Source organism: Leuconostoc carnosum (assembly GCF_014207505.1).
In the GTDB taxonomy this organism is placed as follows: domain Bacteria; phylum Bacillota; class Bacilli; order Lactobacillales; family Lactobacillaceae; genus Leuconostoc; species Leuconostoc carnosum.
In genome coordinates, this window is sequence record NZ_JACHGL010000007.1 from 40679 (window position 1) to 56374 (window position 15696).

General features: G+C 38.7%; 15 protein-coding genes and 2 tRNA genes. 3 read left to right on the top strand and 14 right to left on the bottom strand.

Annotated features, from left to right (window positions below):
- Positions 1–50: 50 nt before the first annotated feature.
- From HNQ98_RS07975 to HNQ98_RS07995, 5 genes are all read right to left on the bottom strand, one after another.
- Entirely contained in the window at positions 51–647 is a 597-nt protein-coding gene (locus tag HNQ98_RS07975; RefSeq protein WP_014973639.1) for a helix-turn-helix domain-containing protein, read from the bottom strand.
- A gap of 173 nt (positions 648–820) precedes the next feature.
- The gene (locus HNQ98_RS07980; protein WP_014973638.1) at positions 821–1237 is read right to left on the bottom strand and encodes a hypothetical protein; all 417 of its coding nucleotides are present in this window, start codon (positions 1235–1237) and stop codon (positions 821–823) included.
- A 17-nt stretch (positions 1238–1254) separates the two neighbouring features.
- On the bottom strand, positions 1255–2622 hold the full coding sequence (gene radA, locus HNQ98_RS07985) for a DNA repair protein RadA (RefSeq protein ID WP_081579526.1): 1368 nt from the start codon (positions 2620–2622) through the stop codon (positions 1255–1257).
- Positions 2623–2639: 17 nt separating this feature from the next.
- Positions 2640–3101, bottom strand: a complete 462-nt coding sequence (locus HNQ98_RS07990) for an NUDIX hydrolase (RefSeq protein ID WP_014973636.1) — start codon at positions 3099–3101, stop codon at positions 2640–2642.
- Positions 3101–3649: a dCTP deaminase/dUTPase family protein gene (locus HNQ98_RS07995; protein WP_014973635.1), complete on the bottom strand. Its 549-nt coding sequence runs from the start codon at positions 3647–3649 to the stop codon at positions 3101–3103. The genes HNQ98_RS07990 and HNQ98_RS07995 overlap by 1 nt, the downstream gene beginning before the upstream one ends.
- A 240-nt stretch (positions 3650–3889) precedes the next feature.
- Here HNQ98_RS07995 and HNQ98_RS08000 point away from each other — a divergent pair, with 240 nt between their 5' ends.
- From HNQ98_RS08000 to HNQ98_RS08010, 3 genes are all read left to right on the top strand, one after another.
- Positions 3890–4174 (top strand): GNAT family N-acetyltransferase, encoded by a 285-nt coding sequence (locus tag HNQ98_RS08000; protein WP_135197998.1) that lies wholly within the window; start codon positions 3890–3892, stop codon positions 4172–4174.
- Positions 4171–4854 carry a ribose-5-phosphate isomerase RpiA gene (rpiA, locus tag HNQ98_RS08005; protein WP_135197997.1) on the top strand — a complete coding sequence of 228 codons (684 nt, stop codon included), beginning with the start codon at positions 4171–4173 and terminating at the stop codon, positions 4852–4854. Before HNQ98_RS08000 ends, rpiA begins: the two co-directional genes overlap by 4 nt.
- Positions 4855–5063: 209 nt before the next feature.
- Complete coding sequence (locus HNQ98_RS08010) at positions 5064–6488, top strand: aspartate ammonia-lyase (RefSeq protein ID WP_019040990.1); 1425 nt, start codon at positions 5064–5066, stop codon at positions 6486–6488.
- 109 nt (positions 6489–6597) lie between these two features.
- On the opposite strand, the gene HNQ98_RS08015 is transcribed toward HNQ98_RS08010, so the two are convergent.
- From HNQ98_RS08015 to HNQ98_RS08055, 9 genes are all read right to left on the bottom strand, one after another.
- Positions 6598–6669 (bottom strand) — tRNA-Gln (locus HNQ98_RS08015).
- Between the two features lie 39 nt (positions 6670–6708).
- Positions 6709–6791 (bottom strand) — tRNA-Tyr (locus HNQ98_RS08020).
- A gap of 54 nt (positions 6792–6845) precedes the next feature.
- Positions 6846–7739 carry a sodium:solute symporter gene (locus HNQ98_RS08025; RefSeq protein ID WP_135197994.1) on the bottom strand — a complete coding sequence of 298 codons (894 nt, stop codon included), beginning with the start codon at positions 7737–7739 and terminating at the stop codon, positions 6846–6848.
- Between the two features lie 178 nt (positions 7740–7917).
- Positions 7918–9813 (bottom strand): M13-type metalloendopeptidase, encoded by a 1896-nt coding sequence (locus HNQ98_RS08030; protein WP_184285040.1) that lies wholly within the window; start codon positions 9811–9813, stop codon positions 7918–7920.
- Between the two features lie 97 nt (positions 9814–9910).
- A complete protein-coding gene (locus HNQ98_RS08035) occupies positions 9911–10843 on the bottom strand; it encodes an ABC transporter ATP-binding protein (protein ID WP_014973629.1) in 933 nt (310 codons plus the stop codon).
- Positions 10843–11898: an ABC transporter ATP-binding protein gene (locus HNQ98_RS08040; RefSeq protein ID WP_014973628.1), complete on the bottom strand. Its 1056-nt coding sequence runs from the start codon at positions 11896–11898 to the stop codon at positions 10843–10845. Before HNQ98_RS08040 ends, HNQ98_RS08035 begins: the two co-directional genes overlap by 1 nt.
- A gap of 14 nt (positions 11899–11912) precedes the next feature.
- Complete coding sequence (locus HNQ98_RS08045) at positions 11913–12944, bottom strand: ABC transporter permease (RefSeq protein WP_014973627.1); 1032 nt, start codon at positions 12942–12944, stop codon at positions 11913–11915.
- Positions 12945–12955: 11 nt separating this feature from the next.
- Positions 12956–13873: an ABC transporter permease gene (locus HNQ98_RS08050; protein WP_014973626.1), complete on the bottom strand. Its 918-nt coding sequence runs from the start codon at positions 13871–13873 to the stop codon at positions 12956–12958.
- 84 nt (positions 13874–13957) lie between these two features.
- Entirely contained in the window at positions 13958–15595 is a 1638-nt protein-coding gene (locus HNQ98_RS08055) for a peptide ABC transporter substrate-binding protein (RefSeq protein WP_135197992.1), read from the bottom strand.
- Positions 15596–15696: the final 101 nt, after the last annotated feature.

Sequence of the window (15696 nt, forward strand, 5' to 3'; positions counted from 1 at the left end):
GTATTCTTCCCCCAATTAAACCGTTTAGTGAATCAAATATTTACTTACTCTTACACTATTCTATCTACAAAAGCATCAAAAACGGCAGCCATAATTTGTGGATGTTGACCTTGATAACGAGATACCGCTTTAGCAATTCTCAAACCAATACGTCGTGATAAAAATGGTTCTGCTAAAAGTGCTAGATAGGCATCAAAAGTCAAAAGCTCTTCTAGATTATCGAAATAGTCATTGACTTCGATCGGGCATAACTGGCTAGTGTTAATACGCATTATCAAAATTAGTTTAAAAACCCGTTCTTGTCGTAATAGCATATCTCGCTGCTGTATTTCATCTAAAATATTTTTCAACATGACCGGGTCATTTTTAAACTGATAAGCTTTCTCAACAAGTTCATTAATCAAAAATTCATCAAAAACTGCCGAATGACATAAATCTTCTAGTGTCAAAGACATTGCACTCAAAATTTTAATCATACTACTAAATTGAATATCTGTTTTGCCTCTTTCAAACTTAGAAATAACACTACACGCTAATCCTGTAACTTGTGCCAGCTCGTTTACAGATACTCCTCGTGTTTTACGAATGTCACGAATTAACTGACCTACATTTTGGACTTCTGAAAAAGTATTCGCTACTATGCTCATTCGGTGTTCCTTTTATAGTTTATTGTATGAATAGCTTATATTATACACAGAAATAATCATGACTATTTCAATTTTCCTATAAGAAAATATTTTTACAACTGTTGAATCATATATTTGTCTTTCTTTAGAAGCAAAAAAGCCCCTTAGGGCTTTGATTGCAATATATTATATTTTTAAGGTTTTTTATTTTTCTTTAGAATACCATCATACTGATCAGATTTCACAAAATGTTTGCCAGCATGATATGATTCAGCTGCAATTATATTACCACTATCATCACGTTGTTTCGTTAGGCCATATAGTACGGGCCACCACAAAGCTACTAAATAAAAAGAACCAGCAGCTAATAATAAAAGAACCAACGCTAACGCTGCGATTGACAGCCAATCAGAGCCGCCAAAACGTCGGCTGATTATCACAAAGACCGTCAAATATAGGAGAGCTAAGCTAGAAAACAATTCAATGGCAGCGACTAGCACCCCCCCAGTCCACCATCTCAAACTATAAGCTTTGCCGTCGCTAACATACTGATAATGTGTACGATATATCACCTTAATAACTTCAACAAGAATATTACCTATAAAATCCAATCGCTTCTCCTTTTAATTTAGTCAAAAGCAACTTTCAATGCTTGCGTCAGCGTGGCAACTCCGAGCACTCGTAGCCCATCAGGTATTTCTATACCATTCAAATTATTTTGTGGTGCAATAACCCGTTTGAATCCCAATTTGCTTGCTTCTTTCAGCCGTTCTTCAATTTGTGGCACGCTGCGTACTTCACCAGTCAGACCCAACTCACCGATAAACGCATCTGTTGGGCGTGTTTCTTTATCATGGTATGAGCTCGCCAGCGCCACGGCAACAGCTAAATCAATAGCTGGCTCATCTAGCTTAACGCCACCAGCAGCTTTTAAATAAGCATCTTGGTTTTGCAATAATAAGTTAGCTCGCTTTTCCAAAACCGCCATGATTAAACTGACACGATTACGATCTAATCCAGTGGCTGTGCGTTGTGCATTACCAAAAACAGTTGGTGTCACTAATGCTTGTAATTCAACAAGTATCGGACGTGATCCTTCTAAAGCAATAACCACAGCCGAGCCAGTGGCACCGTCTAGTCGTTCTTCTAAAAAAATCTCAGATGGATTAGCTACTTCGCGCAAACCACCATCCCGCATTTCAAAAATACCTAATTCGTTCGTTGCACCAAAACGATTTTTGACTGCTCGTAAAATACGATAATTGTGATGCATATCGCCCTCAAAATAAAGCACGGTATCAACCATATGCTCTAAAATTTTAGGTCCTGCAATTGCACCATCTTTGGTGACATGACCAACAATAAAGACTGAAATATTATTTGTCTTTGCAATTTGTAACAAATCAGCTGTCACTTCTCTAATTTGTGAAACCGACCCGATTGCTGAGGTAACATCTGGCTCCTGCATCGTTTGTACTGAATCGATCACTACAAAATCTGGCTGTAATTCATCAATCTGCTTTTTTATAGCTACCATATCTGTTTCGGGGTAAAGATAAAATTCATCATGACCTACTCCTAAACGATCAGCTCGTAATTTAACTTGTGTTGCTGATTCTTCTCCGGTGACATATAGCACACGACCTTCTTGTGCTAATTGCCCAGAAACTTGTAGCAATAGCGTTGATTTACCAATACCTGGATCCCCACCGATTAACACCATCGACCCCGGTACTACACCACCACCTAACACGCGATTAAGTTCTTGTAATTTAGTTGCAACACGGGGCGTTTCTTCAGATGTGATTGCGTTAATTTTTTGAACTTTAGCTGTGCGACCATCTAAACTGACGCGGCTCTTGCGATCATTTGTTTCTGGTTGTAGTTTTTCCTCAACTAACGTGCCCCATTGACCACAATTTGAGCAACGACCAAGATATCGTGCTGAAACAGAACCGCAGTTTGAACAAATAAATTGTGTTTTTACTTTGGCGATGATTTTTCTCCTTTTCGTTAATCACGATTGATCAAATGTACTGGTATTGTTGGTAAATCACATAAAACTGTTTGTAATATCTTTGGTTTAATGTCAGGTAGTTCACTTATTTTACGCCACGTTACACATTGTTCCCAACTATCTTTAGCAAATACTTGTTCTTGATCCACACGTTCAATCAACCATGTGAACATGATTTCATTGTATTGTTGGTCATCAATATTAAACAAATTCTCAATAACAGCAATAAGACGTATTGCGCGGACATGGATACCCATCTCTTCAATAAATTCACGCTCAATGGCTTCTCGACTTGTTTCCCCGTATTTCACTTTACCGCCAGGTAAACCAGCTTGTTGGGTAACAGGGTCCACATTAATGGCAATATTACCTTTGGCATTGATAAAAATACCAGTTGTTCGATATTTAAAACTAAATTGATTACCACGTAACACAATATCTTTGGCTTCATCTGCCATTAATTTTGCCCGGTTGAACCAAATCCACCTTGACGCTGTGATTTAGTATCTTGTTCATCCCCATCAGCTAATAAGTAGGGTAAGAAGATGCCTTGTCCAATGCGTTCACCCTTCTTGATATGTACATCTTTGATACCAAAATTAATAAACTGAAAAAATATCTCACCTTCATTTGCGTCATTATTATAATAGTCTGCATCCACAATACCAACTGAATTCGGCATCATAATACGCTTTTTAATTGGCCCACTTGAGCGTGAAACTAGTTGTAAATACTCACCTTCTGCCATATAAGCCTTAATGCCCGTAGGTATCAATACTGGCTTCAATAAGTTTTGCAAATCTTCATTATTACGCACATTTTTTAGTTTTCCTAATGATAATATGCTTAGGCCCTTAAAAAAATGATTACTTAGCGCACTAGGTATCGTCACATCTTCTGAGGCCTCGAAATCATAACCTGCCGCAGCTTGCGTACTACGTTTTGGTGTATGAATACCATCTGTCATCTTTTTTGATACAATTTCAAATCCACGTTTTTGCGTCATTTTTAATTTTTAGTGTTAATAGTACCCGCAGAGCTAAACAATTAGCCACAACAGAACCAACACTTTCCTCCAATATTTAATTCTTATTTTATTGTACGGTATTTTTGGCAATATTAATATATTTCCGTGCGATATTAAATATAAGATGACTATCATCAAGCATCGCTTTATTTTTGTTATAATAATACAGAACAGACATAGTTATTCCGATGAGCAATTATGACAATAAGGAGGCATCACATGACAACATTCCAACACGAACCAGGTCGCTATTTTTTGTTAGATGGTGACAAAACAATTGCAGAAATTCTATACACAACCGTAAATGATGGTAAAACTTATGCCATTAATTCAACAGTCGTTGATTCTAGTCTGCGTGGCCAAGGGATTGCGCGGCAATTAGTTGATGCAGTTGTCCATGAAGCACACGAAGAACAGATGACGATTAAACCAGTTTGTCCTTATGTACGTGAACTTTTTGCTAGGAACCCAGACCAATATCAGGAGATTCAGTACAAATCATGAGCCAAGATCTACAGAAAATTATCGCAGGACGCCGCGCAGCTGAATTTGTACAGAATGACATGGTTGTTGGCATAGGTTCTGGTTCAACAATTGCTCATGTTATCGACGCTTTAGGTGAACGTGTTGCCAATGAAAATTTAAACATTGTGGGTGTTGCCACTTCTGAAAAGACACGCCGTAACGCTGCACAACTTGGTATTCCAATGCATAATGTCGATGATGTTGACAAAATTGATCTCACGATTGACGGTGCTGATCAAATTGCCGACGATTTTTCAGCCATTAAAGGTGGCGGAGCTGCGTTACTTTGGGAAAAGATTGTTGCATTCAACTCTCGTGAAAATATTTGGGTCGTTGATGCGTCAAAACGCGTCCCAAAACTTAACCAATATCTACCCGTTGAAGTCATTCCTTACGGTTCAGACCAACTGTTTAAGCGTTTTAAATCTGGAGGCTTCCATCCTACTTGGCGTTTAGATCAAAATGGTAACCCTGTACGCACAGACTCTGCTAATTTTTTAATTGATTTACATCTACCGATCATAGAAAACCCACGGTTACTTGGTGATGAATTAATTAAAATGGTTGGTGTCGTCGAGCATGGTTTATTCACTGACGTTGTAGATCGTGTGATTATTGGTAATGAAAATAATGTGGTTGATATTTTAGAAGTAAAATAATCCCTACTAAGCATGGCCTTTTTTAGGACATGTTTTTTTGCGAGTAAAAATATTATGGATAATTACTTCATTTTCCTTTAAAATTGGTCTATCTCTTTTTTATATTAAAAACATGCCATTTAAGATGTCACAATAGATAACATGTTTAATTGGTATATCAAAATCAACAGTTAAAATAGTCTTATAATCAGTAATCAAGGAGATTAATCATGCGTACAGAATCAGATTCACTAGGATCATTAAACATCCCAAAAGTGGCCTACTATGGTATCCACACACAACGTGCCTTACATAATTTCCCTATTTCTTCACAAGCAACACATCCTGAATTGATTCGTGCCTTTCTAGAAATCAAACAAGCTGCCGCACAAACAAACGCAACAGCTGGTAGTCTGGATCGCTCAGTGGCTAAACATATTGTGAGTGCAACTAAAACACTACTCAGTTCACCTCTTGACATGTCTATGTTTCCAATTAGTGATATTCAAGGTGGTGCTGGTACATCAACAAATATGAATGTCAATGAAGTGATTGCCAATGTCGCACTTGAACAAACTGGTCGTGAACGTGGTGATTACAAGTATATTAACCCAAATGATCACGTCAACATGGGACAAAGTACCAATGACACCTATCCTAGTTCTGGAAAAATTGCCCTTTTACGATTATTAGATCCACTTTTTGAATCATTAACAGCACTCATCGATTCGCTGGGTAATAAAGCCGATGAGTTTTCATCAACCTACAAAATGGGACGCACGCAACTACAAGATGCCGTACCCACAACATTAGGTAATAGTTTTCACGCTTGGCTTAAGCCGCTACGTCGAGATGTTGAACGACTAAATGCTGCACGTGAACCATTATATATGCTAAATATGGGTGGCTCAGCGGTTGGGTCAGGTATTAACGTGAGCTACCATTACCAAGTACATATTGTTCCAAACCTCGCGGGCATTACTAAATTACCACTAACACAGGCACACGATTTATTTGATGCGACACAGAACCTTGATGGTTTTGTCGCCTTATCAGGAGCCTTGAAAACACTAGCAATGAATCTATCTAAAATTGCTAACGATCTCCGACTATTAAGCTCAGGACCACGTTCTGGACTCCTTGAAATTAATCTACCAGCTAAGCAAGCTGGATCATCTATTATGCCAGGTAAAGTTAATCCCGTCATTCCTGAAGTTGTTAACCAAGTAGCCTTTGAAATGTTTGGCTTTGATGCCACAATTACCGCTGCTGCCGAAGCTGGTCAACTAGAATTAAACGCTTTCGAACCCATTGTCTTCCGTTCACTCTTTGCAGGTATTGAACACCTAACTTCAGCTATGGACACTTTGCGTCTCAATGCCATTGATGGCATTAATAGTAATAAGTCTCGACTAGCTCAAGATATTGATTTATCAGTTAGTTTCGCAACTGCTATGACCCCAATCATCGGGTATCAAGAAGCAGCAAAAATGGCAAAGGAATCGATTAAAACCGGTAAATCTTTGCGTCAAATTGCTCAAACAAGAAACTGTTTCACACCTGATCAACTCGCACATATCTTCAGAATCGAAGATATCGTCATCAATGCACGAACCCCTGAACATGGTTTAGTGTTACGTGCACCGAAAAAGTAAGTAAATAATCTCACTTTTATAATTGACAATTGTGCTTTAGAATAAGTATGACAGTTATTCTAAAACGAGCAAAAAGCAGGAAACCTACTAGGCTTCCTGCTTTTTATTATTGCCCCTGCTGGATTCGAACCAGCGCATAGCGGTACCAAAAACCACTGCCTTACCACTTGGCGAAGGGGCAATAGTTAATTTATTTAGCCGTTAACTATTATATCGGCTATGGGAGCGGTAGGATTCGAACCTACGAACCCGAAGGAACGGAGTTACAGTCCGTCGCGTTTAGCCAGACTTCGCTACACTCCCATATCTCAAACAACTATATAATAATACCAAATTTTTCGAGACTTGGCAAGGGGTTTAATGAACTTTCTTCCAATTCTTTTTATATGAGTCACGAAATAAACCAAATACAGTCCACAAAGAAACAACAACAATTAACTTTTTCAATAATTCTGTATCTAGGCTGGTGAAAAACCGCGCTGCAGCAACCACACCTAGTACGCCCCCAATTGCGACACCAGCAAATCCACGCCATGACACCCGATCCATTTTAATGACGTTCCACGCCGTGGTAGGCATAATTAAAGCAGCATCAAGCATCATAACAGGAAAAGCAATCGCTGGATTGACACCAACAAGTGAGAAGAAAATTAACTCTGGCGCATAGTTTCCTAACCCCATCGTCATTAAAATACCAATTCCAAAATTAAAAGCGATCCCAATAAATAATAACCAACCATGTAAACCATGTACGCTCATCGAATTACCCGACCCTGGATTAGTAAACATACGAACAATCATAATAATGACGGCTATTAATAACGCACTCGCCATGACCCTTTGCACCGTGGGTGCATGCCAGTTCTTAGTAATGTGTGTCCCCACATAGGCGCCAACCACAGCTGCTGTGGTCATCGGTATGAGTGTTAACAGTTCAACTTGAACGGCAGTTATAAAGAACAGTGCCTCCACCATAACTGGTATGGCGTGCATGGCATTAAGCGTACCAGGCAGTTGCCTTTCATCCGGTACATAATTTGTTACACGGAATGCCGCCGTTGTGGTCGCAAAAGAACCAATGCCTAAGGTATCCCCAAAGTCCGTAAAAAATCCGATTACCATACCCAAACCAAAGCGTTGAAAAATCGGCTTTTTTTGCACTAAGTATGCTCGAGAAACTAAGATAACCATAAAGAATAAGACGATTACTAATAACACTTGAATTATTAGTAAAACTATTTTTTCATTCATTCTACTTCACTCTTTTCAACAAATCAATACGTCATATTATATCAAATTTATACCTCTGTTTGCCTCTTGAGTCATATTCTTTTTTAAAAGTACCAAAAACAAGCACATTAAAAATGCCATGTTGTGAAAAACATGACATTTTTAATGACTTATGAACAAATTTATTTTGGAAGCAATATCACCAAATAGTCACACGATTCTCAGGGTCGCGCCACATGCCATCCTTGGGCGTAACCTTGAAGGTTTCGAAAAAGTCATCAAAGTTTTTTACCTGAACATTAACACGTAATTTTGCAGGACCATGAACATCAGCTGAGGTCAGTAATTTCATATACTCTGGTCTTGCTTTCATACGCCAAATTGTTGCCCAACTTAAGAAAAATGATTCTGATGAAAAATCTTTCTCCAATTTTGCTGCTGCTAGAGCTGCTGCGAGGCCACCAAGATCAGCAACATTTTCAGACACTGTCAGTTCACCATTAACTTTAGCACCATATGAGTCTAGGCCATCAAATTGGTCAACAACTTTTTGAGTACGCTCTTTAAAGGCAGCATAATCTGCGTCGGTCCACCAATTATTTAAGCTCCCAAATTCATCAAAAGAGGCACCGTTAGTATCAAACGCATGTGAAATTTCGTGAGCGATCACACTGCCAATACCACCATAATTTGCTGATGATGATTGCTCTAAACTATAGAATGGTGCTTGCAAAATAGCTGCCGGAAAAACAATTTGATTTTGTTGTGGATCATAATAGGCATTTACCAAATGAGCGCCCATGTGCCACTCGCTACGGTCAACAGGTTGATGCCATTTTGACCATTGGTAAGCCACTTCTATTTTTCTAAATTTAGTTGCCGTTTCAAATAACGTTTCTCCAGACAGAACCTTTTTCTCTTTTAAACGGGTTGGTACTTTTTCAGGATAACCAATGTGAGGCACAATAGTATCTAATTTAACTACTGCTTTGTCGCGTGTCTCTGGTGCCAACCATGTAGCGGCTGTCAAGCGTGATTTATAAACATCAATCATCGTTGCAACCTTAGTTTCAACATCAGCTTTTGCCTCAGATGAGAATTTTTGGCTCGCATAATATAGACCAACAGCCTGATTAAATTCACCATTTGCTAAGTAAAAAGCAGCTTTTTGGTTACTGCGTGCTTCAGGTAAGCCAGTTAGTACTCGTACATACGCACCACCTAATACGCGTACCTCTTCTGAAAGATATTCTGTAAACTGATTAACCAAGTTTACTAATAAGCGTGCTCGCAATAATGGCCAAGCCGCCTCCGTATAAAATTGTGCAGACGCCTGCCAAAAACGTTCTTCTGGTACAATCACAAAGTCAGGCTTTTCACCCACCAGTACCTCGAGCATCTCAGTTAATGGTAATTCTGGTGTTAATTGTGCAAAATCATCCCATTGATATGGATGGTAAAGATCTGCATATTTTGAGCTTTCTTCATTACTCAAGACAACTTGAGACACACGTGCATCTAATTCAAGGTATTTATCCAATAAATCCGCGACTTCATCTGCCGTAAAGCCAAACTTAGGTAGCAAAGCCTCTTGCTCTGCACGGAAAGCAGCTAAGAGTTGTGGTCCTTGTTCATTATCTGACGCGTAATATGTTGTATCTGGTAAAATCAAAGACAATCCACCAGCCCACAATACGTTCCGACGCGCGTCTTTGAAATCTGGTGCAATTTCAAATGGCAATGCATTAGGTAATCCCGCTTTTTCTAAAGTGACGATATGACTGGCAAAATCAGCTAGAGAGGTATACTGCTTATACTGTTTGATCAATTCCTTCACTGGTTGCGTACCAATCTTGTTACGCGTCTCGATGTCCGATGCTAATTGATGATATTTAATGAAATTATCTAAAATCGGATTATTTTTAGGTAGATTTTTGCCTTGTAACCAATCACTAGTAGTAGACAATAACCATTTCTCAATGTCATCAGCTAAATCATTAAATCCACCTGTACTGGTTTTATCATTAGGAATAACAGCCGTGCTTTGCCATTCGCCGTTGACGCTTTCATAAAAATCATCTTGTAGTCTTGTCATTAATTGGCTTCTTTCTCATTTTTTACTAATATAAATTATACACAATTTTTATAAAAAAATCGAACATCTAATAGATGTTCGATTAATATACTCACGTTTACTTTTGTTGATTTTTATAAACTGAAACTTCTTCTGGTGTTGCCAAAACAAAGTGCCCAGGATTTATTTCAACCATCTGGCGTTCCTTGCCGTCTGTTTCGATGCTAGCATCATATTCAATATGTTGACGCATGCTTTCAACTTCTGGATCTGGCACAGGAATAGCTGATAACAAGCTTTTCGTGTAGGGATGCAATGGGTGATTATAGACAGCATCAGCCGTCCCGATCTCAAGTAATTTACCCCAATGCATGACACCAATACGATCAGAAATATATTTCACCATTGACAAATCATGCGCAATGAAGAGATACGTTAAAGAGTGCTCTGTTTGCAACTCTTTCATCAAATTAACAACTTGAGCTTGAATAGATACATCCAAAGCTGAAATCGGTTCATCTGCAATAATGAATTTTGGATCTACTGCTAAAGCACGCGCAATACCAATACGTTGCCGCTGACCACCTGAAAATTCATGTGGATAACGCGTTGCATGATCTTTGTTTAAACCAACCAAATCTAACAAATGTTGCACTTTGGCATCACGTTCTGCCTTATTTTTTGCTAGTTTATTGATATCAATACCTTCAGCAATAATGTCACGTACCTTCATACGACCATTTAAACTGGCTTGTGGATCTTGGAAAATCATCTGTGCATCTTTACGAAATTCAGATAGATGTTTATGCTTTAGATGTGTCACGTCTTGACCATCAAATAGAATTTGACCAGCAGTTGGTTCGTATAACTTCAAAATAGCACGACCAATTGTTGTTTTTCCAGAGCCTGACTCACCAACTAATCCAAAAACTTCACCTTCATAAATATCAAAACTAACATGATCAATGGCACGAACTTCATTTGATTTACCTTGGTTAAAGTACAGTTGCAAATCTTTCAGTTCAACTAACTTCTTTGGTGTTTCATCCATCATGCTTGAGACTCCTGTTCTTGCATTTCTCGCCAATGTGCCCAACGCTTTTGAATTTTTACAGGCGGTGTCACCTTTGGTGCCCGTTCATCAAGTAGCCAAGTAGCAGCATAATGTGTATCACTCACACGGAAAAATGGTGGTTCTTCTTTAGAATCAATTGCCAATGCATAGGCATTACGTGATGCAAAAGCATCACCTTTTGGCGGTTCCAATAAGTCAGGAGGCGTTCCGGGAATAGCTTGAAGCCCACCTTGCTGTGTATCAGTTGTTGGCATCGAATTTAACAATCCCCAAGTATACGGATGTTGGGGATTGAAGAAAATTTCATCCACAGTACCATACTCAACAATTTTACCAGCATACATAACAGCAACACGATTGGCCATACCAGCAACAACACCCAAATCATGGGTAATAAAAATAATTGAACTACCAGTATCTTTCTGCAATGTTTTCATTAAGTTCAGAATTTGCGCTTGAATTGTAACGTCTAGAGCGGTGGTAGGTTCATCAGCAATCAGTATTTCTGGATCAGCAGCCAGAGCAATAGCGACTACCGCACGCTGACGCATACCACCAGACCATTGATGCGGATAATCGTTGATATGCTCTTCCGAGTCAGGAATACCAACACCCTTCATCAGTTCCAAAGCACGTTTTAGCGCATCTTCTTTTTTCATATTCCGATGTTTTATCAAAGGCTCGGCAATTTGCATACCGATTTTCATCGTTGGATCTAAACTCGTCATAGGATCTTGAAAAATCATGGCAATTTCATTACCACGAACTGATTGCCAATCTGACTCCGTCAAATCCAATAAATTACGATCTTTAAATATTAATCTTGAATTGTCTGGAATCAAAGCATTTTTAGCATTTAGTCCCATTAATGTTTTTGTCGTCACCGACTTACCTGATCCTGACTCACCAACAATTGCCAATGTCTCACCCTGATTAAGATCAAATGATACATCACGAATTGCTTGTACAGTCCCTGCATACGTATTAAAATTCACATGCAAATTTTCAACTTTTAAAATTGGGTTACTCATAATCTGCACACCTCTTAATCTTCACTCGCACGGGGGTCAAAAGCATCACGTAAGCCGTCACCCAACAGGATAAAGGCCAATGATACTAAGACCAGCATAGCAGACGGAATTAATACTTGATAAGGATAGAATTGCAGCATTGACGAGGCATCCGAAATCAATGAACCCAATGATGCAGTTGGTGGCTTAACGCCCAAGTTAATCGCTGACAAAACCGCTTCAAACATAATAGCAGTCGGTACTGTCATCATAATTTGAACAATAATTGTACCAGCCATATTTGGAATCAAATGTTTAATAGCAATTTTAAATGAACTTTCACCAAGTGATTTGGCTGCCAAGACGTAGTCACGTTCTTTTAATGTTAACGTCATGTTACGAACTTGTCGTGCCATACCCAGCCAGCCTGTCATGGCAATCGCTAAAATAATAGATAGTACACCACCACCAAGTACTAACCCTAACATCGTTACAATAATCAAATTAGGGACAGATGACAAAATTTCAATAATACGCTGCATCACATTATCAACCCAGCCACCTTTCCAACCAGAAAGGACACCATAGGCCACACCAACTAATAAGTCAATGAATGTCGCCACTAAGGCAACTAACAATGAAATACGCAATCCTACAGTGACACGTTTAGCTAATGAACGACCGATATTATCTGTTCCCAAAATAAATTTTTCGCTTTTAGGTACATTTTGTGAAGCATACACATCAGTTGAAGTTGTATCACCAGGTGCTTTGATTTGACCACTCCATCCAGGAATAGGTAATCCGGATTTAGGTGGCAAATTTTTATAAACACCTACTTTATCGGAATTAAATGAATTCGCTTGCTGCTGTGGCATAACAAAGTTTGACACAAAAGCGAATGCCAAAATGAATGCTAGGAACCACAATGAAATGACTGCCAGCTTATTGAGCTTAAGTCGACGCCAAGCATCTTGCCAAAATGACAAGGCAGGCTTAGCAATATGTTCGTTGGCTTCAGAATCCTGTGCGCCAACAATAACAAAATCTTGAGTATTTGCTGCCATTATAGGCCTCCTTATTGCAAACGGACACGCGGATCAATAATCGCTGTCAAAATATCCGTAATCAAAATCATTACCATTAGCATAGCTGCATACACAACCGTTGTTCCCATGATAACTGGAAAATCTTTTGAAGGAATTGACAAAACAAATTGTTGTCCAATACCAGGAATTGAGAAAATTTGCTCAATCAATGTTGAACCGGTTAATAACCCGGCTGCCATTGGACCAATTAATGTCAATACCGGAATCATTGAATTACGATATGCGTGTTTATTTACAATTTCTTTAGGGCTCAAACCTTTCGCTTTAGCCAATTGCACATAATCAGAACTCAATGCTTCAATCATTTCTGAACGAACAAATCGTGTGGTTACTGCTGCTGGGCTCACGGCTAAGGCAATAGTTGGCAAAATAGATTGTGAAAATGAGTCTCCCCACCCAGATACTGGGAACAGAGGCCATTTAAATCCAAACAAATAAACCAAGACAATTCCTAAAATAAAACTAGGCACCGAAATACCAAGTGTTGAAACAATACCCAGAGTGCCATCTATTTTGTTGTTTTTATTACGCGCTGACGCTGCACCCATAATAAGTCCAGCAATGACACCAACAACTAAAGCCTGTGCGCCTAATTGAGCAGACACTGGCAAGCGTTGTCCGATCAGCATGCTAACCGACTGGTTTTGGTATTGAAATGAGGTACCAAAATCACCGTGTAATGCACCAACTAAATAATTCCAATATTGCTGCCAAAGTGGCAAATCTAATCCATATGTTGTTTTTAATTGTGCCAATGCTTCAGGTGTTAGTTTAGGATTATTAAACGGCGTACCTGGCATGATCTGCATCAAGAAAAACGTTACTGTAATCACTAAGAAAAGTGTAAAAAGCAGAAGTGCTAGTCTTTTTAAAATATATTTCCACATGTGTATGACTTCCTATAACAAAATAAGAATTAACTTGCGTCAATTCTTATTACTGAATTCAATGTAAACTAATAGTAGCAAATTTTACTTTTTAACAGCTGACTTCCAGTCCTGATTCAATCCTGTCGTATTCAAAATAATACCTGATACATCAGGATTTTGTAGTGAATAGCCTGAACGGAAGTACAATGGATTAAAGTTATTGTCTTTCAATAAGGCAGCTTCAGCATCCTTATAATTCTTATCGCGAGCAGATGGATTTAATGCATTTGTTGATTCTGCTTCTTTAACGGCCGTATTATATGCTTCATTTTTGAACTGACCATTATTGTTTGATGCACCTGACTTAAAGATGTCATAATACGTTGATCCTTCAGGATAGTCACCACCCCATAATGAAACTACAATGTCAAAATTCTGAGATTGTGAATCCTTGATACGTTGTGAAAATGGTACAAACTTTTGGTTAATTTTCAAACCTGGTAACGCCTTTTCCCATGAACCCTGCAAGTAATCCAATGTTGATTTGGCAGCTGGTGAATCAGCATCAGAGGTAATGGTAAAGGTTGCTTTTGTTTCGCCTAATTCTTTCAGGCCTTCTTCGAAAGCCTTTTTAGCTGCAGTTGCATCGAATTTATATCCAGGCGCTACATACTTCGCTAGATCTTCTCCAGATGTTGTCTTAGCTAGCCCTTCTGGTGCCAAACCAGTAGCTGCCGTTGAAATACCTGATGTCACTTGATTCGTTAACTCTTTACGATTAGTTGCAAGGTTTAGAGCTTCACGAATTTTAGCATTAGATAAGAATTTATTTTTTCCAGTTTGATTATATTGTAAGTACGCTGCTGTAGCTTCGGGTGCCTTAACAACATCTTTATTGTTCTTGTTAGCATTATACAATTCTGGTGTATTAGCAATTGACACGCGATCAATCTTACCTTGCTTGTAAAGCTGAACTGCCGTGTCTGGCTTTTGAACAACTTGAACATCAACTTGCTTTGTCTTGACATTCTTGGCATCCCAATAGTTATCATTCTTAACTAGTTTAAATTTGTTATTAGTACCATTCCAGCCTTCAACCTTATATGGCCCTGAATACAGTGAAGTTGCTGCTGTTGTAGCATATTTTTTGCCTTCTTTATTTACAAAACTCTCTTTTTGTGGCATAAAATTAGAAAAAGTCAATAAATATTCAAACTGAGGCAGGGGACGTTCTAAATTAAATGTAATTGTATTACCCTTGGCAGTAACACCAAGAGTGTCAACATCACCCTTACCACCCGCAATCTTATCAGCATTCTGGACACCTGAAGCTAGATAAGCATATTGTGATGCAGTCTTTGGATCAACGATACGTTGCCATGAATACACGAAGTCTTTAGCTGTCAACTTTGATCCATCAGACCATTTCAAATTGTCTTTTAAAACAACTGTATAAGTTAAACCATCTTTTGAATGCTTCACAGATTTAGCTAATTCAGGCTGTGCATCGCCCTTTTTGTCCACGCGCATCAAGTTAGCGCCTGAGTTACCAATGATTGTTCCAGAATAAGTATCAGTATTCTTAGAAATATCCAATGTTTGAATAGGTGTTGGTAACTGGAACGACAAGTTCTTATTATTAGAAGACCCTGAGCCACCCCAAAGTCCTGCTGCACGTGTGCCACCAACGACAACAACAACTGCTGCTGCGCCGATAGCAACTTTTTTCCATGTATCCATGTTTTATATCCTCCCGAGATATGAGTAAATCCTTACTATGTAAAAACAAGTATACTATTTTTTATTGCCATATACAACTCATTATGTGTTTATTCTTATAA

Excerpts from the sequence above, each read along its gene's own strand:
- HNQ98_RS08045 (WP_014973627.1), bottom strand. The coding sequence starts at position 12,944 with ATGGCAGCAAATACTCAAGATTTTGTTATTGTTGGCGCACAGGATTCT.
- HNQ98_RS08010 (WP_019040990.1), top strand. The coding sequence starts at position 5,064 with ATGCGTACAGAATCAGATTCACTAGGATCATTAAACATCCCAAAAGTG.
- HNQ98_RS08035 (WP_014973629.1), bottom strand. The coding sequence starts at position 10,843 with ATGGATGAAACACCAAAGAAGTTAGTTGAACTGAAAGATTTGCAACTG.
- HNQ98_RS08050 (WP_014973626.1), bottom strand. The coding sequence starts at position 13,873 with ATGTGGAAATATATTTTAAAAAGACTAGCACTTCTGCTTTTTACACTT.
- rpiA (WP_135197997.1), top strand. The coding sequence starts at position 4,171 with ATGAGCCAAGATCTACAGAAAATTATCGCAGGACGCCGCGCAGCTGAA.
- HNQ98_RS07975 (WP_014973639.1), bottom strand. The coding sequence starts at position 647 with ATGAGCATAGTAGCGAATACTTTTTCAGAAGTCCAAAATGTAGGTCAG.
- HNQ98_RS08025 (WP_135197994.1), bottom strand. The coding sequence starts at position 7,739 with ATGAATGAAAAAATAGTTTTACTAATAATTCAAGTGTTATTAGTAATC.
- HNQ98_RS08055 (WP_135197992.1), bottom strand. The coding sequence starts at position 15,595 with ATGGATACATGGAAAAAAGTTGCTATCGGCGCAGCAGCAGTTGTTGTT.
- HNQ98_RS08000 (WP_135197998.1), top strand. The coding sequence starts at position 3,890 with ATGACAACATTCCAACACGAACCAGGTCGCTATTTTTTGTTAGATGGT.
- HNQ98_RS08030 (WP_184285040.1), bottom strand. The coding sequence starts at position 9,813 with ATGACAAGACTACAAGATGATTTTTATGAAAGCGTCAACGGCGAATGG.
- HNQ98_RS07995 (WP_014973635.1), bottom strand. The coding sequence starts at position 3,649 with ATGACGCAAAAACGTGGATTTGAAATTGTATCAAAAAAGATGACAGAT.
- HNQ98_RS07990 (WP_014973636.1), bottom strand. The coding sequence starts at position 3,101 with ATGGCAGATGAAGCCAAAGATATTGTGTTACGTGGTAATCAATTTAGT.
- HNQ98_RS08040 (WP_014973628.1), bottom strand. The coding sequence starts at position 11,898 with ATGAGTAACCCAATTTTAAAAGTTGAAAATTTGCATGTGAATTTTAAT.